The sequence below is a fragment of the Pseudovibrio sp. WM33 genome (genome assembly GCF_001623165.1).
GTDB lineage: Bacteria > Pseudomonadota > Alphaproteobacteria > Rhizobiales > Stappiaceae > Pseudovibrio.
The window spans coordinates 1-22,871 of sequence record NZ_LMCK01000115.1 but is presented as its reverse complement, the minus strand read 5'-3'; the positions used below and the strand labels follow the sequence as shown (position 1 = coordinate 22,871).

Annotated in this window: 20 protein-coding genes and 1 tRNA gene; 6 read left to right on the top strand and 15 right to left on the bottom strand. The window is 52.5% G+C overall.

Annotated elements, in window-relative coordinates:
* Nucleotides 1–71: 71 nt before the first annotated feature.
* Nucleotides 72–1,226, bottom strand: coding sequence for a GNAT family N-acetyltransferase (locus PsWM33_RS20535; protein ID WP_244276727.1), 1,155 nt, complete (start codon nucleotides 1,224–1,226; stop codon nucleotides 72–74).
* A gap of 301 nt (nucleotides 1,227–1,527) precedes the next feature.
* On the opposite strand from PsWM33_RS20535, the gene PsWM33_RS20530 reads away from it, so the two are divergent.
* Nucleotides 1,528–3,006 carry a tetratricopeptide repeat protein gene (locus PsWM33_RS20530; RefSeq protein WP_063301478.1) on the top strand — a complete coding sequence of 493 codons (1,479 nt, stop codon included), beginning with the start codon at nucleotides 1,528–1,530 and terminating at the stop codon, nucleotides 3,004–3,006.
* A 53-nt stretch (nucleotides 3,007–3,059) separates the two neighbouring features.
* On the opposite strand, the gene PsWM33_RS20525 is transcribed toward PsWM33_RS20530, so the two are convergent.
* From PsWM33_RS20525 to PsWM33_RS20510, 4 genes are all read right to left on the bottom strand, one after another.
* Nucleotides 3,060–5,105, bottom strand: coding sequence for an alkyl/aryl-sulfatase (locus PsWM33_RS20525; RefSeq protein WP_063301477.1), 2,046 nt, complete (start codon nucleotides 5,103–5,105; stop codon nucleotides 3,060–3,062).
* Nucleotides 5,106–5,259: 154 nt separating this feature from the next.
* The gene (locus PsWM33_RS20520; RefSeq protein ID WP_063301476.1) at nucleotides 5,260–5,700 is read right to left on the bottom strand and encodes a GNAT family N-acetyltransferase; all 441 of its coding nucleotides are present in this window, start codon (nucleotides 5,698–5,700) and stop codon (nucleotides 5,260–5,262) included.
* 23 nt (nucleotides 5,701–5,723) lie between these two features.
* Entirely contained in the window at nucleotides 5,724–6,926 is a 1,203-nt protein-coding gene (locus tag PsWM33_RS20515; RefSeq protein ID WP_063301475.1) for an MFS transporter, read from the bottom strand.
* A gap of 135 nt (nucleotides 6,927–7,061) precedes the next feature.
* A complete protein-coding gene (locus PsWM33_RS20510; RefSeq protein ID WP_208994673.1) occupies nucleotides 7,062–8,267 on the bottom strand; it encodes an MFS transporter in 1,206 nt (401 codons plus the stop codon).
* Nucleotides 8,268–8,574: 307 nt separating this feature from the next.
* Between PsWM33_RS20510 and PsWM33_RS20505 the strand changes: the two genes are divergently transcribed.
* Both PsWM33_RS20505 and PsWM33_RS20500 read left to right on the top strand, forming a co-directional pair.
* Entirely contained in the window at nucleotides 8,575–9,072 is a 498-nt protein-coding gene (locus PsWM33_RS20505; RefSeq protein ID WP_063293866.1) for a hypothetical protein, read from the top strand.
* Between the two features lie 12 nt (nucleotides 9,073–9,084).
* Nucleotides 9,085–9,564, top strand: a complete 480-nt coding sequence (locus PsWM33_RS20500) for a carboxypeptidase-like regulatory domain-containing protein (RefSeq protein ID WP_063301473.1) — start codon at nucleotides 9,085–9,087, stop codon at nucleotides 9,562–9,564.
* Between the two features lie 131 nt (nucleotides 9,565–9,695).
* Here PsWM33_RS20500 and ilvC read toward each other — a convergent pair whose 3' ends face one another.
* The 4 genes from ilvC to PsWM33_RS20480 all read right to left on the bottom strand — a co-directional run bounded on the left by ilvC (nucleotide 9,696) and on the right by PsWM33_RS20480 (nucleotide 12,839).
* A complete protein-coding gene (ilvC, locus tag PsWM33_RS20495; RefSeq protein WP_063301472.1) occupies nucleotides 9,696–10,715 on the bottom strand; it encodes a ketol-acid reductoisomerase in 1,020 nt (339 codons plus the stop codon).
* Between the two features lie 103 nt (nucleotides 10,716–10,818).
* Complete coding sequence (locus PsWM33_RS20490) at nucleotides 10,819–11,448, bottom strand: TetR/AcrR family transcriptional regulator (RefSeq protein WP_057465771.1); 630 nt, start codon at nucleotides 11,446–11,448, stop codon at nucleotides 10,819–10,821.
* 255 nt (nucleotides 11,449–11,703) lie between these two features.
* Nucleotides 11,704–12,306 carry a YeeE/YedE thiosulfate transporter family protein gene (locus tag PsWM33_RS20485; RefSeq protein WP_063301471.1) on the bottom strand — a complete coding sequence of 201 codons (603 nt, stop codon included), beginning with the start codon at nucleotides 12,304–12,306 and terminating at the stop codon, nucleotides 11,704–11,706.
* Nucleotides 12,307–12,317: 11 nt separating this feature from the next.
* On the bottom strand, nucleotides 12,318–12,839 hold the full coding sequence (locus PsWM33_RS20480; RefSeq protein WP_063301470.1) for a YeeE/YedE thiosulfate transporter family protein: 522 nt from the start codon (nucleotides 12,837–12,839) through the stop codon (nucleotides 12,318–12,320).
* A 300-nt stretch (nucleotides 12,840–13,139) separates the two neighbouring features.
* Here PsWM33_RS20480 and PsWM33_RS20475 point away from each other — a divergent pair, with 300 nt between their 5' ends.
* Entirely contained in the window at nucleotides 13,140–14,672 is a 1,533-nt protein-coding gene (locus PsWM33_RS20475; protein WP_208994672.1) for a hypothetical protein, read from the top strand.
* A gap of 40 nt (nucleotides 14,673–14,712) precedes the next feature.
* On the opposite strand, the gene PsWM33_RS20470 is transcribed toward PsWM33_RS20475, so the two are convergent.
* The 3 genes from PsWM33_RS20470 to PsWM33_RS20460 all read right to left on the bottom strand — a co-directional run bounded on the left by PsWM33_RS20470 (nucleotide 14,713) and on the right by PsWM33_RS20460 (nucleotide 16,677).
* Nucleotides 14,713–15,090, bottom strand: coding sequence for a ribbon-helix-helix domain-containing protein (locus PsWM33_RS20470; RefSeq protein WP_063289897.1), 378 nt, complete (start codon nucleotides 15,088–15,090; stop codon nucleotides 14,713–14,715).
* Between the two features lie 31 nt (nucleotides 15,091–15,121).
* Entirely contained in the window at nucleotides 15,122–15,703 is a 582-nt protein-coding gene (locus PsWM33_RS20465; protein WP_063301468.1) for a DJ-1/PfpI family protein, read from the bottom strand.
* Nucleotides 15,704–15,801: 98 nt separating this feature from the next.
* Nucleotides 15,802–16,677 carry a hypothetical protein gene (locus PsWM33_RS20460; RefSeq protein ID WP_208980686.1) on the bottom strand — a complete coding sequence of 292 codons (876 nt, stop codon included), beginning with the start codon at nucleotides 16,675–16,677 and terminating at the stop codon, nucleotides 15,802–15,804.
* 376 nt (nucleotides 16,678–17,053) lie between these two features.
* On the opposite strand from PsWM33_RS20460, the gene PsWM33_RS20455 reads away from it, so the two are divergent.
* Nucleotides 17,054–18,460 (top strand): glutamine synthetase family protein, encoded by a 1,407-nt coding sequence (locus PsWM33_RS20455; protein WP_057465778.1) that lies wholly within the window; start codon nucleotides 17,054–17,056, stop codon nucleotides 18,458–18,460.
* Nucleotides 18,461–18,531: 71 nt separating this feature from the next.
* On the opposite strand, the gene PsWM33_RS20450 is transcribed toward PsWM33_RS20455, so the two are convergent.
* The 3 genes from PsWM33_RS20450 to PsWM33_RS20440 form a co-directional block, all read right to left on the bottom strand.
* On the bottom strand, nucleotides 18,532–19,290 hold the full coding sequence (locus PsWM33_RS20450) for a pyridoxine 5'-phosphate synthase (protein WP_057465779.1): 759 nt from the start codon (nucleotides 19,288–19,290) through the stop codon (nucleotides 18,532–18,534).
* A gap of 199 nt (nucleotides 19,291–19,489) precedes the next feature.
* Nucleotides 19,490–20,083: an acetolactate synthase small subunit gene (gene ilvN / locus PsWM33_RS20445; RefSeq protein ID WP_057465780.1), complete on the bottom strand. Its 594-nt coding sequence runs from the start codon at nucleotides 20,081–20,083 to the stop codon at nucleotides 19,490–19,492.
* Between the two features lie 19 nt (nucleotides 20,084–20,102).
* A complete protein-coding gene (locus PsWM33_RS20440) occupies nucleotides 20,103–21,875 on the bottom strand; it encodes an acetolactate synthase 3 large subunit (RefSeq protein WP_063301520.1) in 1,773 nt (590 codons plus the stop codon).
* An 860-nt stretch (nucleotides 21,876–22,735) separates the two neighbouring features.
* Here PsWM33_RS20440 and PsWM33_RS20435 point away from each other — a divergent pair.
* Nucleotides 22,736–22,811 (top strand) — tRNA-Lys (locus PsWM33_RS20435).
* Nucleotides 22,812–22,871 lie beyond the last annotated feature (60 nt).

Genomic DNA, 22,871 nt, shown 5'->3' with positions numbered 1-22,871 from the left:
AAAAGGGTTGCTTGAGCGCCACTCAAGATTGTTTTGGCGCCAAATACAAGTCTGCAAATGAATATAGCTCGTTAATTTAACAGATGTGCGGTGAGGGCCAAGGCATATGGGGGGACGCTGTAATCCTTAAGATCTGCAAGGGATTTTACGATAACTGCTTCTTCCAATTCAGGTTTTTTCTGGTTTGCGTTGAAATGTGCAATTTTTGAAAGGATTTCGTCTGAGGTGAGTTGCAATGTTAAAATACGTGCGATTGCGAGGCGTGGCCCATCTTCGATTGCGAAGACGTCCCCCAACTCTCCCTGATCCAATGTGAGGCCTGTTTCTTCTTCCAGCTCGCGGGCGATGGAGCCGAAGATATCCACCTTCCCAGCGGGCGTGATATCGTTGAGATCAAGATTGCCGCCGGGTGGATAAACCTGACCTGCTGTTGCGGTGTTTCCCGCCATTTTGCCAAATACGAGATGGCCCTGGCTGGAGCGGAGGACTGCGCAGCCAAACAGGTTTTTGGCGTTTCTGTCAGGGAAGCCCCAGTCGCGCCATGCGAGGAACTCGGAGTAGTTGATTTCTACCAGATCACCGGAAAATTGCTTCTGATCTAAGGAGTATTGGTACAATGACAGAACCTTACCATCCCAAAGATCCGGGTTATCGGAAATCAATGTCTGCCAATTTTCCTTGATAGCCTCACTGTTATTGGTGGCGAAATCCCAGCAATCGGAGGTGTTAAGGTTCAAACTGACATTTGCGATCTCATGGATTTGCGGGGTGAGATCTTTTTGCATGTGCTCGATCGGGCCAGCACCTTTGAAGGCACTCGGTCTGTTGCTTGTGCTGTGATAGCCGTGGTGCTGATAAAAAGGAGCTGCGTTTGCATCTGATTCAAGACGCATGCGGGTGCATTGCATGCGTTTGGCTGCTTCTTCAGCACCTTCCAGCAACCAGGCTCCGTGACCTTTGCCGTGTGCTTCGGGCAACACAAACAGACAATCCAGCAGAGCGGTTTCTGCATTTTCCCTAGTGATGCGCGCAAAACCAAGTGGTCGTTCGTGATCGATGATGACAAGGATTGGATCTGCCTCGATCATTTCCGGGGTGATCTTCCAGTGGTCCCGAAACTCCTGCATGTCCTGCGGATCGTATCCCCAGTGACCTTTGGCAGCGTGCATAATATCTGTAAGGGCAATGGCTTGGCTTTTTGCGGCGAGCCGCATCTGGCAATGCATTCTTCTTAATTCTCCAAATTCAACCAGCACCGTTTGTGCTTAAGCCCGAGGAAGTTGAGGCCAAAGATTTGCCAGTCTTCTTTTCGGTCTAGTTGAAACAACCAGCCAATAGTGGCCCAAAAGAGGAAATGGTTTCAAGTGACCAATGTGATTTGAAGGATATCCAACCCGAAAAGATTAGAGATTAACTATTTGCATGAGGTTCGTAGGCTGACAAGAGCTTTCCGGGCAAGCATGACGTGTTTGCCCTCTCGCATGGCGCTCTTTCTGACCCGTGACAATCACAGTTGAGAAGGTACTCATGCGCATTTTTTTGCCACTCCTTTGCTTGCTTGCGGTTGCCAATGGTCTGCCAGCTCATGCCGTGAGTTGGCAAGCAAGTGGGAGTGAAAAGGAACTCCTGCTGACCAAGGGTGTTGGCGGGCTGACGCTTCTTCATAACCGGGCAGGGAAGATCCACCGTTCCACGCGGGCGGAGATATCCAAGAGTGCGGTGATTACCTCCCTCAATGCAGAAGCGCTTGCTGGTAATGCGGAGGCCGTCTTCGGGCTGGCCGTGGCGCATGAGATGGGGCACGGCGTGCCGCGGGATCTGCCTGTTGCCATGGAGCTTTATGAAAAAGCTGGTGAGATGGGGCTTGCGGCTGCCTACAACAATCTGGGTGAAATCTACCGGCAGGGCAAGCATGGTGCGCCTGATGCGGAGAAAGCACGTGAGCTTTATCAGATTGCCGCAGACTGGGGGGATGCCTGGGCGCAGAACAATCTCGGCCTTCTCTATCTGCATGGCATCGGTGTGGCGCGGAATCCGAAGCTGGCCTTTTATTGGGTGAAAGGTGCTGCCATGGCGGGGTTGATGCAGGGCATTGAAAACCTTGCTGGCCTGTATCGTGATGGCGTTGGCGTTGAGCGGGATACCTCGCGTTCTCGTATGCTTTATCACAAAGCTATTTCCCTGGGCTCCATAGACGCACATGTGCCACTTGGTGAGCTGCTGGAGAATGGGGATGGCGGCGAGGCGGACCTTGCTGCTGCTATCCGGCATTACCGCGTTGCGGCCAATGAAGGTCATTTGCTGGGTAACCATTATCTCGGTACGCTTTATGAAGATGGTGTCGGGGTTGATCGTGATCTGGAACTGGCTTTCTTTCACTATGAGCGGGCCGCGCGGCGTGGGCTGGCACGGTCTCAATTTGCTCTGGGGCGGTTCTATCTGTTGGGGCAGGGAACAGAACCGAACCTGCAAAAGGCGATCCGGCTTTACAAAGCATCGGCCAAGCAGGGCAATGCGCAAGCGCTGAATGATCTGGGTGTGCTTTATGAGAACGGGCGGGGTGTACCACAGTCCTATGAGTTGGCGCTGGAGTTTTATACGGCGTCCTCAGCGCGCTTTCCGTTTGCTTTGACCAATGCCGGGCTGCTCTACCTGAATGGGCACGGTGTGCGGCAGGATGTGGACCTGGCGAAGAAGCTGTTTCAGCAGGCCTCTGAAAGAGGAGAGCCTGTGGGAGACGTGTTGCTGGGCAAAGTCTATTTGCAGGGCTTCAATGAAGAGCCGAACCCAGGTGAGGCGGCGCGGATGTTTCTGCTTGCCGCGTCCAAGGGCGTGCCGGAAGCGTTTTATCTGCTTGGATACTGTCATGAAAGCGGGCGGTGTCTGGGCCGTAATCTTGTGAAGGCTCGTGACTTTTACAAGATGGCTGCTGACCAAGGATATCGTGAAGCCGAGAGAGCACTGCGTCAGCTTGAATGGCGTTTGAGAACTCAGAGCAACAATTAGATACAAAAAGAGCCGGCTCAAAACCGGCTCTTTTCGGCATTAGCGCAAGCATGCTATTTGCTTAGTGTACTCTGGTTGGCCTTGTCCAGTGGCACGGGACGCACGATGTTGAACCAGAAATCAAAACTGTCCAGCATCGCCAGCAGATCGGTCAGCTTAGAGGCTTCTCCATCCACTGTGATCATGCCGGATTTGATGGCCTCATCAAAGGTTTCCATGCCCAGCATAATGTTGTCGAGTGTGCTTCTGTCCAGTGTCACCGTGGCGTCTGCGTTCTCCAGCTGATACCCTTCAATATGGCTGAGCGCTGCATTTTGCAGTTCCATCGCATATTTCTGATCTGTATCCGGGAAGATCCAGTTCAACTTGATTTGCTGATCGCCCGCCTTTGTGTTGTTCAAGCGCATGGCCGCATAATCAAAGAGCAGATCGACATCCATGGAGCGGATGATGTCCGGGCTGGCCGTGTCTGGTGAGGGGAGTTCCTTGATACCAGAGCGGAGCTCCTTTGCGCCGGAAAGGTAAAAGTTGCGCCATGGCCCGGATTCTGCCTGATAGCCGAGTTGCTCCAAGGCATCGGCCTGCAGTTGTGCAGCATCCTCATTATCTGGTTGCGCGAAGACAAGATGGTTGAGAACCTCTGCTACCCAGCGGTAGTCGCCTTTATCAAAGGATTCCTGTGCTTTTTGGAGCAGAATCACTGGGCCACCCATGAACTCGACGTATTTGGGGCCAGAGAGGCGTTCTGGGTATTCATGCAGTGTGGCGGGGTTGCCGTTGAACCAGCCGAGATATCGCACGTAGGTGGACTTTACATTGTGGTTGAACGAGCCGTAATACCCACGGGTGCTCCAGTCATTCTGCAGTGTTTCCGGCACTTCCAGCATCTCTGCAATCTCAGTCATGCGGAAGCCATGGTTTGCTAGGCGCAGTGGTTGATCATTGATGTAGCGGTAAAGGTCACGCTGATTGCGCATGTGCTTCAAGATGGCGTCATTACCAGACAGATGCCAGTGGTGCGGGGCGAAGAGGACTTCAACGTCCTTGCCGTACTTGTAGATGGCCTCATTGATGTATTTCGACCAACCCAGAGGATCTCTGAGTTTTGCGCCACGCAATGAGTATGTGTTGTGCATTGTATGGGTGGCATCTTCTGCGGTGCAGAGGGCTTTGAACTCCTGAATGTAGAAGAAGAATTCTGAAGGGGCTTCAGAATCTTGTGCCATCCAGAAATCAAAGTTGAGACCGTCAATTTTATGGGTCTCGCCGTTGCTTGTGATGATGTCAGTTGGCGGAATAAGCGTGACGGTGCCGGTTGATGTGGTTGGGCCAAGGCCAGCGCCGACTTGTCCTTCAGCTGAGTGCGGCAGAAGGTTGCCATACATGTAGGAGGCGCGTCTGCTCATGGCGTTGCCAGCCATTACGTTTTCTGCAACAGCATGTTCCATGAAGCCTTCGGGGGCATAGATTTTGACTTTGCCGCTGGCGACATCGGCTTCATCCACCACCCCGCGCACACCGCCGAAGTGATCGACATGGCTGTGGGTGTAAATGATGGCTTTGACCGGTTTTTTGCCACGCTGGGCGTAGTAAAGCTCCAGAGCGTAACGGGCGGTTTCTTCTGACAGCAACGGGTCAACAATGATGATGCCTTCGTCGCCCTCAATGAAGGTGATGTTGGATAAGTCAGCGGCTCGGACCTGAAAAATGCGTTCTGAGACCTGGAAAAAGCCGCTCAGCAGAATGAGCTGGGATTGACGCCAGAGGCTTGGGTTGACTGATTCCGGTGCCGTTGAGCCTTGCATGATGAAGTCAAACTTGGAGAGATCGTAGACGATATCGCCCTTGGCGTTTTTGACCACGCCGCCGTCTGGCAGTGGAGCGAGATAGCCTGCCTGGGCATCCTTGAAGTCTTGCTCATCGGCAAAATGCAGCTGCTTCAGGATGTTTTCATAAAGATCTCCGGTGAAGCGTGTCGCCGGTTTGGTGATGGTCTCTGCGGTGGTCGCGGTGAGCGAGAGAGACCATGCGATGCTTACGGTGGCAGTTGCGCACAAGATTTGGCGGGCAAGGGATTTCTTGGTTTTATTGAGCGTCATTCCCGACCTCCAGAGTAGAGTTGCCCTTCTCCTTATAGGTGTGCGGTTAAAGCCTCAGCTCAACCACTGTTTGAAATGAAGTTTTTGGTTGCTGAAGGCCTAATTTTGCGAGGAAGTCTGGTCCTGGTCCTGGTCCTGGTCCTGGTCCTGGACCTCAGTGTTGTTGGTAAGCCGCCTTGTTGTGTCGTTCCATCATGCGGTCGGGCGCGCCAAGTGGGGTGAAACCGAATTGTTTGTAGAGGTCGTGCGCATCTGCTGTTGCCAGCAGGACACGGTGGAGGCCTTGCAGTTCGTGGTGGGCGTCGATTGCTTGCATGAGCTGTTTGGAGAGGCCTTTGCCTCGATGAGCGGGAGTGACAAAGACATCACCCAGATAAGCAAAGGTGGCTTTGTCTGTGATGACGCGGGCGAACGCAACTTGCTCTCCATTTGCCAGATACAGCCCGAAGCACAGTGAGTTTTCTATGGATCTGTCAAAGACATCCCACGGCAAGCCTTTGCTCCAATAAGAAACTTCCGAGAGGAACTGATAGATCTTGTCGCGCTGAAGTTTGTCTTTGTCGGTTGAGATTTCGATTTCCAGAATTTGGGTCATTTTCAATTGCTTACGTCTGTCGTTCAGGAGGTTTGGAGACTGGTTTCAGGGTTTGGAGCCCGGACGAACATCAAAATTGCGGCGGAGAGCAGCGTGAGCAGAGCGGAAAACTGGATGGTGTTTCCGAAACTGGTGATGCTTGCCACTGTGCCGGTCATCATGTTGCCAACCAACGCTCCAGCAAAAATGGCGTTTGTGTAGGACGCAGTGGCGATCCCCGGTCGATGCGGTGCATATGCCTGGATGAAGGTGAGGCCAAGCCCAACGTTGATGCCGTAGTACAGACCTTCCAGTGCGCAGAGCAGGTAGATTTGTGACGGCTCTGTTACGCGTACAATCAGTAGGAAGAAGAGTGTTCCAAGCAGAGCCGAGAACAGCATAGCGTTCTTCTGACCCAGCTTTTGAGCAGGTTTAACGACAATAAAGATGACTAAGACTTCGACGAAGCATTTGACTGAGAAGGCGAGGCCCGGTGTTGCTGTTGGGAAGCCCATCTCCTCGATGAAGAAGACGGGACCTGCGGATACAAAGATGACGTTGGCCGAGGTGAGTGCGAATATGGGCAGGCAGGCGAGGATGAGGGCGAACGGAACTGGCTCAATCCTGCCATTCTCACTGGTCTTGATCGGATGGTGGGTGGTGAAGCTTTTGGGAACGATCCAAATGCCCATTGCCAGCCAGCAGATGCTGATAACGCCGGCTGTCGGGAAAATGGAGCTAACGCCGAACATGCCGTAGAGCGTGAAGGCCAGTGGCGTGCCGACCATCCAGCCTAACGACATGGCAATGCGCAGGTGTGAGTTGAACTTGGCAGGTTCCCGATTGGTTTGCTCTGCGAACAGGCGGCCAAAAGAGAACATGGTGGAGAGCACGCCACCTGAGACACCCATGAGCGGCACACCCATCAGCAACATCCAGTAGGCCGGTACTGTTGATTGAAGGCCCATGTTGAGCATGTAAAGCGTGGAGCAGAATATCAAGATAGGCTTCAGCCGTGCTCCGGCATCAATGCGCGCACCGAAATAGCGGTTTGAAAACAGTGTGATGGCGGTTGAGCCGACGATGTAGACTGCGAGTTTCCATGCTGGCTCGCCAAGCTCTGTGACAACATAAGAACTGTAGAGCGGGATGAGGCAAGCAATCGCCAGAGAGCCAATGAGCATGTAGACGTGAATCAGTATTGGGAAACGATCCAGCATTGCCAGAGCCGCAGGAATAGAGCGCATGGGGAATCCAAAGGTGATGGGGAAAGACTTATGGAGTCTTGCGGGAATGTACGTATTGATACATCTCCTTGAACGAAATGCAAGCAGGAGATGTTGTCGCGCTTTTATGCGCGCTGTTCCGGCCCGGGCAAATGCTCAGGATGTTTGTGCGAGCTGTTGGTGTTGGGGGGGCTTGATGACCAACAGGATCAAGGTGGCCAGAGCTGCAAGGACGACGCTGCTCAGGATTGTGTTTTGGAAAGTGGTGTAGGATGCGACAAGCCCAGTGAGGACGTTGCCTGCCAGACCGCCAACGAAGATGGCATTGACGAAGTATGAGGTCGCGATGCCGGGCTTGTGGCGGGCATAGTTCTGAATGAACGTGATGCCCACACTAGCACAAATGCCATAGTACATGCCCTCAATGATGCAGAGCATGAGCACTTGCTCAACGGAATTGGCGCTTGTGATTGTTGCAAAGAAGAGCATGGCGCCCAGGCCGGAGAGCAACATCATATTCCGCTCGCCAATCCGCTGTGTCGGCTTGATTGCAAAATAGATGATGATGACTTCAAAAAGGCTTTTGGTTGCAAAAGCCCAGCCGGGGACGGAGACCGAGAGGCCCATCTCCTTAATGAAGTAAACGGGGCCTGCTGAGAAGAACACGCTGTTTGCAGCAGACAAGGCGAACACGGGAACACATGCGATCAGCAACATCATGGGAACTGTGTCTGCAGTGCTATTTTCCTGAGCGTGCTTCTTGATGTGAGTTTTCAGCGTTGAGGGGATGAACAGCAGGCAAAGGGTGAGCCAGATGAAGGCTGAAATGGCTGCTGCAAGATGGATTTCCTGAAACCCATAGGTGCCATAAAGCAGGAAGGCGGCAGGTGGACCAAAGACCCACCCAAGCGACAGGCAAATGCGCATGTGAAGGTTGAAGGTGCCCGGATCGCGTCCGGTCTGCTCTGCAATCAACCGACCCGTGGAATACATGGTGGACAGAGCGCCGGCGCTGATGCCGATCAACGGGATGCCGAAAATGATGAGAGACAGGTAGGAGGGAGCAGTCAATTGGATGAGAGCATGAACAGTGAAAGCGCAAATGTTGATGAGAAGCAATGGCTTGACGCGGTTGCCACCATCAATGAGACCACCAAAAATACGGTTGGTGGCAAGAGACACGACTGAAAAACCGCCGATGACGAGCGCAAGATTAAACGCAGGCTCCTGCAATTCCTCAATGATGTAGGTGCTCAATAATGGGATTACGAAGGCAATCGAAAATGCGCCGAAAAACATCACTGCGAAGAATAAAATTGGGAACTTATCAAGTCTTTGTAATGGACTGCTAATAGGATTCAAGAAAAACTCCACGCCCTAACCTTGCAAAAGATGGTTTCGGGCCAATCGCTCTAATACTACGTAAATTACCTGATGAGGGTGTCGTGTAAAGTGAGCAATTTTAAGCACAGAAAAACACGGTGAAGGTCCAGGTTTTTCTGGATGTCATGCATCTCTAAGCCTTTGGGTGATTATTGATTATTGTTGATCGGAGAAAGGTGAGCTGGATTTATTCTGTTTGAGCAGCGCTGCTTTGCTTCTCGAATATTGACGGTTGGTTTTTTTGAATTGGCTGCGATATTTTTGGAGTGGTTGGTGGGAGGTCTGCATGCTCTTTGCCTTTATTCTTGCTCTTACGGGCATTTTATTTGGTGGCCTTATCGCCATCTTGTCAGTCTATGCGCTGATTAAAGAAAAGCGATTTGTTGACAATGAAGGGCGTGTTGTTGAGCTTGAACTTCCATTTTTTGGCAAGCTGAAAACAAACGCGGCACCGATTGCTGTGACGTTCATTGGTGGAGGATTGATTGTCTTTTGCCTGCAGCAATTTGGCAATGCTCCCAACCTGACTGAGTTGGTCGCTACGGTCAGAATTGAACAACCGCATTCCGTCAACATGGTTGCGCTGGCCGTTGTTAGCGATGAATGGGATTCCGTGGAGAGTTGGGGGAGCGAGGAAGAGCTTGAGATCAAGTTGACCGTTCCCAGCAACTGGAAGTCTTATAACGGGTATCTGGTCCCGTTGGGTGATCCGGATGTTGCTCCCCGATTTTTTAATGCAGGCGAGAAGTTTAAACCGACCGTTGTTTTGAGCAAAAACCGCTAAGGAGGAGCGTAGATGATGATCCGGCATTTCGCTCGTTTTGTGATGTTTTGCGCCTTGGTTTTGGCCAGTGTGTCAGCGTTCTCAATGGGGGGATGCGAGGGGAGTGATGCCGGAACGGGTGCACCAGCAGCCTCCGTGTGCGGGCAGGCGGTTGATGATCAAAATGAGCCCATTGCAAATGCACCATTGCTGCTGAAAAGCAAAAACAGCGATAAGGCGATTACTGTGTTCACGGATGATCAGGGCTTCTTCAGAGCGTACAATCTGGATAGTGGTGAATATTCAATTGAGCTGCCAGAGGGTTTAGCAAAAGAGTTTTCTGTCGCTCCCTCTGATGAAGCTTTGCCTGCCAGCAGTGTTGCAAGCCGACGAGACAAGAAAACCATAGAGATTAAAGAAAAGAGCTTCTTTCAGAACATGCTCAGTTTGCAGCCTGAGGCCGTTGATGCCGGGAAAATCCAGTTTGAGGTTGAGCAGAACCTGCAGAGATAATGCGGTTGGGAAGACTGGATTGGTCAGGTCTTTGATGAGTTGATCTTTACAAAAAGTCAGAGCGGCAGCTGAGGTTAAGTTCAACTGCCGCTCTGATTTTGTTTTATGCGTATCCTGCGATGAGGATCAGATTAGTTCTTCGCTTTGTCGACCAGCTGGCCAGCGGAGATCCAAGGCATCATTTCGCGGAGCTTTGCGCCAACTTCTTCAATTGGGTGCTCGTCGTTCAGGCGGCGTGTTGCTTTGAATTTCGCGCCACCAGCCTTGTATTCCTGGATCCACTCAGAGGTGAAGGTACCGTTCTGGATTTCTTCCAGTACGCGCTTCATTTCTGCTTTGGTCTCGGAAGTCACGATGCGTGGGCCAGTCTGGTACTCACCCCACTCAGCGGTGTTGGAGATGGAGTAGTTCATGTTGGCGATGCCACCTTCGTAGATCAGGTCTACGATGAGCTTCACTTCATGCAGACACTCGAAGTATGCCATTTCTGGTGCGTAACCAGCTTCAGTCAGAGTTTCAAAGCCAGCGCGGATCAGCTCAACCAGACCACCGCAGAGAACTGCCTGCTCACCGAACAGATCGGTCTCACACTCTTCGCGGAAGGAGGTTTCGATGATGCCGGAACGGCCGCCACCAACACCGGATGCGTATGCCAGACCGAGGTCTTTTGCGTTGCCTGTTGCGTCCTGGTGAACAGCGATCAGACAAGGTACACCGCCGCCTTTCTGGTATTCGCCGCGAACGGTGTGGCCTGGGCCTTTTGGTGCAACCATGAGAACGTCGATGGTGGACTTAGGCTCGATCAGGCCGAAGTGAACGTTTAGGCCGTGTGCGAAAGCGATTGCAGCGCCGTCACGGATGTTGGCTGCGATTTCTTCTTTCCAGATGTCTGCCTGCAGCTCATCAGGAGTTGCCATCATCATCAGGTCGGCGTCTTTTGCAGCTTCTGCAACAGTTTTACAGGTGAAGCCGTCTGCTTCAGCTTTCAGGCGTGTTGTGGAACCTTCGCGCAGAGCGATGGTGATGCCTGCAACGCCGCTGTCCTTCAGGTTCATTGCATGTGCACGACCCTGTGAACCGTAGCCGATGATGGTGATGTTTTTGCCCTTGAGCAGGTTCAAATCGCAATCGCGGTCATAATATACGCGCATGGTACTACCCTTTGTTTCGCCCGTGCCTTTCCCAAAGCACGTATGGTCTATTTTTTGGTTTGCGTATCCCTGAAAAGCTGTTTCCACTTTTCGGGGATGCGCTTTAATTCTGCGCTCCGTAGAGCTGTATGAACTGTTTGACTGCTGTTTGAGCAGCCAGTTCCAAGTCTTTTGCCGATGCCTGTGCGGTGCCGCCCAGAAGCATGCGGATGTGCTGATCGCGGACGACCAGCCCGTAGAGTGTGCTGTAGGCTTCCTGCGGATCTTCGCAGTGCAGGTAGCCAAGTGTGCATCCTTTTTCCAGCAAAGCTGTGGTCTGTCTGCCAATGCGGGCGCGGCCACTCTTTTCGAGGATGGCGCCAAGACCGGTTTCAGATTTGCTGGCTTGCCCGATGGCAAGTCTGTTCAGGGCCAGAGAAACGTCGCCGGAGATGGTCTCCAGCAGGTTTCTGGCAAATTCTTCTAATGCGGCGCGCAGGCCGTCTTCGCTCATGTTTGCAGCTGGATCAGCACCCGGAATAACCTTAGAGGCCTGACGGGTAACGATTGCAGCAAGCAATCCATCGCGATCTCCAAACCACTTGTAGAGGCTCTCTTTCGAGCATCCCGCAGCACGAGCGATAGCGGCTGTTGTCAGCGCTTTTTCGCCGCCTTCCACCAGCAGCTCCAGGGCTTTGTCCAGAACCGCGCGCTGGCGGTCTGTAAAGTCTGGTTGTTCTGGCTCAGTGGACATATGCGGTTCTAATTCCAGCGGTTTGGCTTGTTTGATTTTCTGTACCGTACGGTACGGTTCGATTATGCCGTAGAATCGAAATGGATGCAACAGGAAAGTGAGGGAAAATGCAGAGTGAGCGCAACAAAATTAGGTGTCTTAGGGTGAGTTTGGTTTGATCCTTTCTCATTCGCGCAAAAAAATGCCCCGAAGGTCTGTGCTCCTTCGGGGCATTACTGATCTGAACCAAAGTCAGTTCAGTTGGGGGCTCTTAAATTATGCATGTGCAGCATTTGAGCTGGCAGATGCATCGTTGTTCTGATCCATGCCACGATCCACTTTCCATGGGCGATACATTTCCAGCGCAATCATGACCACGACGAGGGCAGCAGCGGTGATGAGACCGAGCATCCAGAAAGGCAGGGATGGGAACAGATCTGCGTAGGTGATCTTGCCAAGGCTGCCCATGTCCAACACGCCGTCAATGAGGGATTTGTTGTAGCCATAAAACGCTGCACCCATGATGCCGCCGATGATGGTGAGCCATGCGTCTTTGTAGCCGCGGCCAATCTGGGCGAAGACTGTACCGGGGCATGCGCCTGCGATGGCTATGCCTGCGCCGAGGATGGTGCCGCCGACGATGATGTTGCCAACAACAAAGCTTTTCGGGTGCAGCTCAGCAATGCCGAGTGCGGTCAGGCCAGAGAGGACGACCAGACCAGTTGCTGTTGCTGCGAGGAACATTTTAAGCATGGTGTAGTCTTTGAAGAGGAACTGACCGATGAGCACGCCGGGTTCCATGACGCGAGACTTCTCCAGCGCGACACCGAAGATGATGCCCATGGTGAGGCCGAGGATAACAAGCCAGAAAATTTCCATATGACCTCTCCTTAGGATGCGCGTTTGTAAAGAAGATTGGCGGTGACGATGCCACCTGCGAACATGGCTGCAACAGCAACGCTGGAGCCAACGCCAAGCTGAGCAAGACCTGAGATGCCGTGGCCTGATGTGCAGCCGCCTGCGATGCGGGCGCCAACCAGCAGAACGAAACCGCCGATGAAACCTTGCAGGAGGCGGGCAATTGGTGCCGAGCTGGCGCCAATGGTCTTCCAGCTGGCGGATGAGAAGCTGGCTTTGCGACCACTTGCTTTGTAGGAGATCAGCGCCCCTAAAGCGATGCCGATGACCAACGCACTTTGCCAGAAGTACTTGTCCTTGGACATGTACTTGGCAAAATACTTGATCTCCGTGATGCTGGAATCAAAGAGCGAGAAGATGAAGCCAGTGCCGGTGACGAAAGAGGATGATGCTCCCAGTGCGGTATCAACCAGCAAGAAAGCCGGGATTTGCAGGAGCCCAATGATTATGCCCGCCAGGTAGGGGGACCAAACGTTTTGCCTGAGAAGATCCAATTGATTGCCCTCCGATCTCTCTAATTTATAATATTAATATATTCTAATAAACTAATATACAAGAGAAATTTGAAAGGGAGTTGGGATTTAGATGAGCTGAATGAATTTGTCCTTGTAGCAAGAACTTCCAGCTATAATCTAATAGTTTCATAGGCGTTGGTTAGGTTATCTGTTGCTTGCCGGATGAACATCCATCCGCATTTCAAATATTTGAAATATGGAATTCATAGTACTGGTATTGATTATTGTGAGATCAGCGTTTTCCTTCAGGATGTAGTTGCTTTGCATTCGGGAGGGATGATGTCTTTATTTGAGTATAAAGGGAATGACGCGCGACAGCTCATGTCTGATGCTTTGGACCTGATGCTTTATAGTTATCACGGGCTGGATGATGCGCTTGGGAGTGCGTATCAAGCCAATGGATTTTCACTGGGAACACTGGTCGGAACGCTTTGGGGAACTGAAGATCAGGCTGGGTTGCTGAGCGGGGAGAGTGAACAAGCGGCACGAGACAGGATTGAGGAGAAGGGATGGACGGTCCTTTCTGCTGCCGATCTTGGGTATGACGGTGCTATCGTTGATCACAATGGGACGTTTCAGGGAGAAACGTTCAAGTTCAAAGATGCTCAGGCAGACGTGCTGGCTAAGTATGATGATCACGGCAACATTACGCAGGTGGCCCTGGCGTTTCGCGGAACGACGGGGACGTTGGATAACATCGTCACCGACACAATTGGGGACGTGATCGACTATCTTGAATTCTTCAAGGATGAACCTCATTACGTGGAAGAGGCGTTTGGCGGGCTGCTTGCTGCGCTGAAGGATTTCATGGTTGGGCATGGTCTGGATGGCAGTGATCTGGTTGTGACAGGCCATTCGCTGGGTGGCGGTGCTGTTGCCAACATGGCAGAGCGCAGCAATGACTGGCTGGATGGCTTCTTTGTGGATGCCAACTACATGGCGTTTGCCAGCCATTATACGCCGGAGGATGGTGCGGCTGTTCTAGATAGCGGGGCTGAGCTTTTCAGCTTTGATCTGGAAAATGATCCCGTGCCCTCGACCATCTCCTCTGATGGTCTGGATTTGACTGGTAACGATACGGACTACGGCTACGACACCAGCAATATCGTCATTTTCAACGATTGGTATGATACACCGCTGTTTTGGGATGGGGGTGGTTTGCTCAACCTGCCGAGCTGGTCGGCGCATCTGCCTTTCAACTACAGCACGGCATTCAATGCGATCAACGCCTCCGAGTTCTATAGCGAGATGAATCGGGACAGTGTGGTGATTATCTCCGGGCTTTCTGATCAGAAGCGTGATGATACGTGGGTTGAAGATCTTCCAATTCTGCTGGACCCAACTGGTCACCATGGACAGGATGCCTACATCCTCGGATCAACCTCCAATGACCTGCTGCGCGGGAATGATGGTGATGATGCCCTGGAAGGGTTTGCGGGTGATGATCATCTGCGCGGGGAAGACGGCAATGATCGGCTACTTGGTGGTTCCGGAGATGATATTCTGGAAGGCGGTGACGGCAACGACGTTCTGCGGGATGGTGCGGGCCGTGACTTCCTTGTTGGGGGAGATGGTGCCGACACGTTTTGCTTTGCGGATGATGGTGTGAAGGATGTGATTGATGACTTCGACGTTGGCGAGGACACCATTGATCTTTCCGCAGCTGGTGTGAGCTCTTTTTCAGAGCTGGATATCGATGAGACTGTGCTGGGAGGATGGATCACCATATCCTACGGCAATGATGTGCTGGAGGTGGATACGGGGTGGTTGTTCACTCATAGCCTGAGCGCTGAAGACTTTGTCTTTGCGTAGCAGTTGATTGGCTTCTCTCGCTGAAGAAGGTGAGGGGAGCCTAACTTGCGTTTTCTATGGCGCGTGTTTGTGCCCGATAGGCGCGTTCGTTCTTCAGCAACTGAGGGGCATTGAGAGTGCTGATCGGGACGGATTTGTCCTTTGGGATATCCTCTGTCACCTGTAACGAGAGATAGCGGAGGCAACATACACGCAGGAAGCTGGTGAAGTTGCCCAGGTCATGTCCTGCTTCGATGGATTCATTGTGCAGACGTGTCAGAAGCTGGCCAACGGACATGTCGTCACGCTTAGCGATCTCTTCAAGGATGGTCCAGAAGTAAGTTTCCAACCGCACGCTGGTGACCATACGGTCAATGCGAAGGGAGCGTGTTGTACTCTCCCACAGGTCAGTATCTGCTTTGATGAAAAGCTCGCACATGGTCCCCTCCGCAATTGTCTAGTGCTGCTTCTTAAGCATAAGCAGGCTGGTTCAGCAGAGCAAGGAACTGCTTGAGCCATGCTGGATGAGCAGGCCATGCTGGCGCTGTTACAAGGTTGCCATCAGTGACTGCCTCAGCCACGTCGATGTCAGCGAACTTGCCGCCGGACATGGTGACCTCTGGTGCGCAGGCCGGATAGGCAGAGCAGGTTCTACCCTCTAACACGTCAGCAGCAGAGAGAAGCTGAGCACCGTGGCAGATGGCTGCGACCGGTTTGTTCTCTTTGAAGAAGTGACGCACCATGTCCAGAACGGCTGGGTTCAGGCGCAGATATTCTGGTGCACGGCCACCGGGAATGACGAGTGCGTCATAATCTGCCGGGTTGATGGCGTCAAAACTGGCGTTGAGTGTGAAGTTGTGACCGCGTTTTTCGGTGTAGGTCTGGTCACCTTCAAAGTCATGGATGGATGTTGCGACTGTATCGCCTGCCTTTTTATCCGGACAAACGGCGTGAACATCATGACCAACGGCGCCTAAGGTCTGAAACGGCACCATGGTTTCGTAATCCTCGGTGAAGTCACCGGTGATCATAAGCACTTTTTTGGCAGACATGTTTCCCTCCCAGATGTGGCTGCGAGGGAAACGTAGCAAGGGAAGAGGCTGAGCGGGTAATAGCGTATTACTACATAGCCCAGCCTTATCTCAAAGGCTTAGTCGACTTCGTTGGTTGAGAGGGAAATCCAACGTTTCAGCTGTGGCAGATCAGAGCCTGCTGCTGTGCGGTCGTTTTCCTGCAATGTTGTGGTGCCGAACTGGAAGAATGCACCAAAACGGAACTCATGAATGACCGGTTCGTCGGATTCATCACCTTTGATCTGGAAGTCATGACCATTGTAGGAAGCGCTGAGACCAACTGGCAGAGCAGTGAAGCTTTGCTTGAACTCGGCACCCCAGCTGAAGATGTTCACTTCACCGTTGCGTGCTTCGCGCGGGTTCGGGTGATTGTAGCGATCACCACTGACGTAAGACAGAGAGCCGGTCAACTTGGTGTTTGGTGTGAAGTAGTAGCTTGCGCCACCACGGGCAAACAGGCCGTTGTCGATGGTCTCGTTCTGGTCGTCATCACCATCAAGGAAGCCAGCCTGACTGAACAGGGTGATGTCCTGAAGGTAATACTGGCCTTCAACGCCGATGAACTGGAAGGTTTTGGTGGAGGTGTCGTCTCCGCCGTCAACGGTTACACCGCCGCCACCGAAGACACCGAACAAGCCTTGCTGTGGGTCTTTGTAAGCGAAGTGGACTGCTCCCAGACCGTCGCGGAGGGTGTTGTCACCGTCCTTGGTGTCGAACTGGTAGTATTCGAGATCTCCATCTACCTGCAGGCTGAACTGCTGGAAGAGTGGCAGAGCGTAAGATCCATAGAAGCCAAGGGTGTTTGGTTCCTGATCTTTCGTGTCGATCTGATCAGCCTCAAAGAAAGAGCGACCAACGTTGACGCCGACAAAACCGCCTGCGTTAAGCTCTCGTGGAGCTTCTGTTTGGTGGTTGGCTTCTTGTGCACTTAGGGGATGTGCGGCAAGAGCCATGGGGATAGCCAGGAGGTATAAAGAGCGCATGTTTCTATTATTCTTGATGGGGTGTCCTTAGGGAATGTCCAACCTAGCAGAAATCCGTATCCTTACAATTTTCTGGAAATAAACTATTAGTTATCTCTACGAGTGTTGCTGATCTGCACGGTGGGTATGGAGGCACTTATTTTCATCATTTCATAGGCTTGATGTGGTTTTTGTCGATAATTCGTGTCGAGGCGCCTGTGTACCAGTTACACTGCTTAGGTAGTCTTGAGGATTTACTTGCAACTTATGCGGATGCGAGATTTAGTTTAAAGGTCGCCAAATTCTTCCATGCTTTGCAATCAGCGTTGACTTTAAGGTGCTTTGTACATCTTGGAGTGGATCAGGCATGACGACATTTTGGGAACAACAAGCCGCCTCAAAGGAAGGGCTGGCCAAGCAAATCGCGCAATTGAGGCAGCGGGGCGTACATTCGGTGATCACGCAGGTGCCAGATATGAACGGGCTTTTGCGGTGCCGGCTTCAGCCTCTTGATGGGTTGGAGAAGGGCTGTTCCACCAACTCCTCGCTCTATCTTATTCCTCACGGAGACGGGCAGCCTGCTGGTGAGCAGATCTACGAGTCTCCGCACGTCTGGTATCACACCGGCTTTGGCAATTTGCACAGTCTGGCAGATGGCAACACACTGTTTCAGCTGGGGTGGCGACCCGAGGTCTCGGAGGTTCTGCTGAATTGTCATGAGCGGAATGGTGCGCGTTTTTCATTGGATTTGCGGCGTCCGCTGGAGATGCTGGAAGAAAAGCTTGCCGAGCTGAAACTCACCATGAAGATTGGGTTGGAGTTTGAGCTAGGGATCTTTCATTTTGACCGGGCATTGGTTGAAGCGGGACACCACCACAAGCTCAAGCCGTTTGGTCATTCCTTGCAATATGACTCAGTCAACCGTGATCCGGACTACATGGACCTGATGGAAGCGTTTCGTGCGCGTATGGACTCGCTTGGCATTGGGGTTTCCTCAATGGAGAGTGAGATTGGTTGGGGCATGTATGAGGTTGCCTTGTCGCCAACCTCGCCGTTGCAGGCTGCTGACAATGCAGTGCGGGCACGTCATCACCTGAAAGAGCTTTGCCGGGAGCATAATCTGATTGCGACTTTTATGGCGCGTTATCAGCCGATGGGGCAGGATTCTGCGTGCGGAACCCATGTGCACATCAGCCTCTACGACGAGATAGGGCACAATGTGTTCTATGATCGGGAGGCGGTGTTGAGTGAGCGGGGGAGGTTCTTTGTGGCGGGGCTTCTGGCGCAGATGCAGGCGTCTCATCTGGCGTTCCGGCCTACGATCAACTCGTACCGGCGACTTTCGCGATTTACCGGGTGTCCTGAAGAAGTGTGTTGGGGAGACGAGCATCGGGTGAGCGCGGTGCGCGTTATTTCCAGTCCTGATCCGCAAGCGATCCGTTTGGAGCATCGGTGTTCGGGAGCTGATACCCATCCGCATATTATTGTGCCGTTGATTGCCTCCGCTGGGCTGCTGGGGCTGAGCAAAGGAGAAGAGCCACCAGCAATGCTGATTGGTGATCCGGGCAAGGATGAAACCTTGGAGAAGCTGCCTCGGTCCCTGGAAGCGTCGTTGGAACTCTTCCGGGAAAGTGATTTTGTGAAGGAGGCGTTGGGTGCGTCGCTGGCGGATCAGTATGCGCGTAGCCGGGAGAATGAGTTGAAGGCGTTCAAAGCGTGGATTGAGAAAGACATCACCAGCTTCGAGTTTCTGCGGTATTTTGAAGGGGTTTGAGCTCTGTAGTGGCCTACAAAAAAGCCTGCTGTAATGGATCACAGCAGGCTTTTTCTTAAACTCGGTGGCTCTTATAGCTCTACAGGCTCGCCGAGAGCGTGGCGGAAGCGGCGGACGCTTTGGGTGAAACCGTGTTCCAAGGCATCGGCGGTGAAGCCGTGGCCAATGGAGACCTCTGAGATGTACGGTACGCGCTCAATCAGGGCTGGCAGGTTTTCAACGGTGAGATCGTGGCCTGCATTAACCAGAAGACCTGCTGCCTTTGCAGCTTCTGCGGTTGCAACGACTTTTTCCAGCTCGACCTTTTCTACTTCCTTGTCAGAATGACAGGCACCGTAAGGGCCCGTGTAGATCTCGATACGCTCAGCGCCTGCTTCAGCTGCAAGAGCTGGCTGGCTTGGGTCCGGGTCTACGAACAGGGAAGTGCGGACGCCCCAGGCCTTTGCCGTGGCGATCACGTCTTTCAGGAGGTCCATGTTTTGGGAGAAGTCCCAGCCGTGGTCTGAGGTTTGCTGGGATGGATCGTCCGGGACAAACAGAACCTGTGTCGGGCGGGTTTCTTTCACCAGTTCCATGAAGCGCTCATCCGGGTAGCCTTCAAGGCACAGCTCTTTGCCATGCAGCTCTTCGCGCAGCATCTTGGAGATATCTTCAACATCGGTGCGGCGAATATGGCGCTCATCCGGGCGAGGGTGCACGGTGATGCCTTTGGCTCCTGCATTGAGAGCGAGGGCTGCCAGATGCGTAACGCTTGGCCATGGAACGTCGCGGCGATTTCGCAGAACTGCTACAGCGTTTACGTTGACGGATAAGCGGCTAGGCGTCTTCATGGGGCATACTCTTTTTTGAGACAGAGCATGTCGCTTTTGTGCGTTGTGCTCTGACTTTTTGTTCTTCACGCATCCTTACCCGAAAAACCGGTTCCCACCTGTCGGGGATACGCTCTAGATTATCAAAATAAAACGGCGTCTTCACAGACTTGCAAAAGACGCCGCTCAATATCAATAGGACAAAATTGTCCTCTAACTGTTAAATTTCATCCTGCAAGTCTTTGAGACCTTGAGAACCGCGTGAAAGTGCGGCAACGCCTGTACGTGAAACCTCAACAAGACCGAGTGGTGTCAGGATTTCGATGAACTGATCGATTTTATTGGTGCGACCTGTGATCTCGAAAACGAAGTGATCAATGGTTGCATCAATGACGGTTGCCCTGAAAGCTTCTGACAGGCGCAGGGCTTCCAGGCGTTTCTCGCCTTCACCACGCACCTTGATCAGTGCCAGCTCTCGCTCAAGCGGCTTTTCCTGGTTGGAGTTGCGTGCTGCAACGGTCAGATCCCGGACGATATGCACCGGTACAAGGCGATCCAGCTGGTGACGGATCTGCTCGATGATCTGAGGAGTACCTGTGGTCACGATCGTGATACGGGAAACGTGTTTCTCGTGTTCCGTTTCAGAAACGCTGAGACTGTCAATGTTGTAGCCACGGCCAGAGTACAGGCCAATCACGCGGGCAAGAACACCAGGTTCGTTGTCTACAATGATAGATAGGGTATGTGTTTCGAGGACATCGCTGGTTTCGGCTAGGAAATAGGCCGATAGAGCGTCTGTTTTCTGTGCGTTCATAATGCTTCTCCCAGCTTACCTATACCAATGACTTGCCAGCGGTGTCGATGGCGTTTGCAACGGCTTCATCAGTTGCTTCATCTGGCAGCAACATTTCGTTGTGCGCTTTGCCTGATGGGATCATTGGGAAGCAGTTGGTCAGCTGAGCGATGCAGCAATCAAACAGAACCGGTCCAGGTGTCTCAATCATTTCCTGAATGGCGTCATCCAGTTCACCCGGTTTGGTGACACGAATGCCTTTGCCTCCGTAGGCTTCTGCCAGTTTTACGAAATCAGGCAGGCTGTCCGTGTAGGAGTGCGAGAGGCGGTTGCCATGCAGCAGCTGCTGCCACTGGCGAACCATGCCCATGTAGGAGTTGTTCATGATGAACGTTTTAGGTGCCAGACCGTGCTGAACGGCTGTCGACATTTCCTGAATATTCATCAGGATGGAGGCATCGCCTGCAACGTTGATGCACAGCCCATCTGGATGAGCAACCTGTGCGCCAATGGCTGCTGGGAGGCCATAGCCCATTGTGCCGAAGCCACCTGAGGTCAGCCAATGGTTTGGCGATTCAAAGCCAAGGTACTGTGCCGCCCACATCTGGTGCTGTCCAACCTCGGTGGAGATGTAAACGTCCTTGCGACCTTTGACGGCTGCGTTCAGACGCTGCAACGCGTACTGAGGCATGATGACATCATCGCTGTGGCGGTAAGACAAGCAATCGCGTGCGCGCCACTTGGCGATCTGTGTCTGCCATTCCTTCAGCTCTGGCTGAGAGCGGAAGCTGGAGGCGCGCCAGATGCGAACCATGTCTTCCAGAACGTGAGCCACATCGCCAACAATCGGCAGGTCAACATGAACGATCTTGTTGATGGAGGATGGATCGATATCCACGTGGATCTTGGTGGAGTTCGGTGAGAATGCATCCAGGCGGCCCGTGATGCGGTCATCAAAGCGTGCACCGATACAGATCATCAGATCACAATCGTGCATAGCCATGTTGGCTTCATAGGTGCCGTGCATGCCCAACATGCCGAGCCACTGCTCACCGGATGCCGGATAAGCGCCCAGACCCATCAGGGTGGATGTGATCGGAAAGCCTGTCTGGTCCACCAGTTCACGCAGCAGCTGGCTTGCAGCTGCGCCGGAGTTGATGACGCCGCCGCCTGTATAGAACACAGGGCGTTTGGCTTTTGACATCAGCTCAACAGCTGCGCGAATGGCAGTCATGTCGCCTTTCAGCTGCGGGCGATAGCTTTTGTGGTTGCTCGGGTTTGCCTGCGGGCCTTCATAGGTGCCGGTCGCAAACTGAACATCCTTTGGAATATCGACAACAACAGGGCCTGGACGACCAGACTGTGCAACATAAAATGCTTCATGGAGAATGCGAGGCAGATCATCAACGTCCTTCACCAACCAATTGTGCTTGGTGCACGGGCGGGTGATGCCAACGGTGTCGCATTCCTGGAACGCATCTGACCCAACAAGGTTGGTTGGGACCTGACCAGTGATGCAGACCATAGGGATGGAATCGAGCATGGCGTCTGTCAGGGCAGTCACCATGTTGGTTGCGCCCGGACCAGAGGTCACCAGAGCAATGCCGGCTTTTCCGGTAGAGCGTGCATAGCCTTCAGCAGCATGGCCTGCGCCTTGCTCGTGACGGACAAGGATGTGCTGGATCGCATCCTGCTGGATCAGCTCATCATAAATGGGTAGAACTGCACCACCAGGGTATCCAAATACATGTTCCACCCCGTTGTCCTTCAGCGCCTGGAGAACCATTTCAGCGCCTGTCATCTCCCGTTGCATCATCAAGTCCTTGTTGCCTGTATCTGCTCGTTTTGCCTGATTGAAGGATGTGCAATCAATCCGACTGTTTGTTTTGCAGGGATGTTCTTTTAAACATCACTGCGAATTAGCCATAAAAAAAGGAGCCGTTTGGCTCCTTGTGCGCGTCTAACCGTTCCGAGTGAGCTAGCTCACTCCGGCGACGCGCGTCCCACCACGATAAGAAGAATTGAAGTTTGCATTCTGGTATTGGGAGCCTCAGGGCTCCACTCTCCCTTAACATAATTCCAACCGTGTAAGAGATTACCGCGCTTCACCATTGAATCGCTCAGGTAAACTCTGAAATTCGGGGTGAGATTAGGCTTAGATACGTAAAAGCGTCAAGTGGCTTCTTCTTAATGTTGCGCCGCAAAGACCTCTCGTTTCCTTGAGTTATCTGCAATAGTCAGCGTGCTTTGCAGAAGTTGCGTGGCGGAAAGTCCTACTCGCTCTGTTTGTATTGGCTTTTCCAGGCGCAATTGTTGCACTTGAGTGAACCCGCAGAAATACGGGATTTTGCAGTGCGATGCGGGCGAGGCCACTTTAGCTGCAGTGCACGCCTCTGACTGCTAAGGAGAGCTGGGGTGGCCCGCAGTTGGTTGTTTGATGAAAAATTTGCGTTGGACTAATTGATAAGAGGGCAGTCTTGTGAAATTTGCGGTGTTTTTTTGCATTTCGCACTTCTGAATTGTGTTTATGCTGCGAAAATTCGTAGATTTGCATAGGTTAGTCTGGGATAAGTTTACTTTACACAAGACATTTTCGAAAAGTTGCACGTAGGGCCTTGCGCTCTCGCAAAAGGCTTTATATACACCCGCCATCGCTTCGGCGGGAAACGTTTTGGGTGTATAGCTCAGTTGGTAGAGCAGCTGACTCTTAATCAGCCGGTCTAGGGTTCGAATCCCTATGCACCCACCAATAGACGTCTCGTGTTTAGTGAGCCCGTAGCTCAGCTGGTAGAGCAACTGACTTTTAATC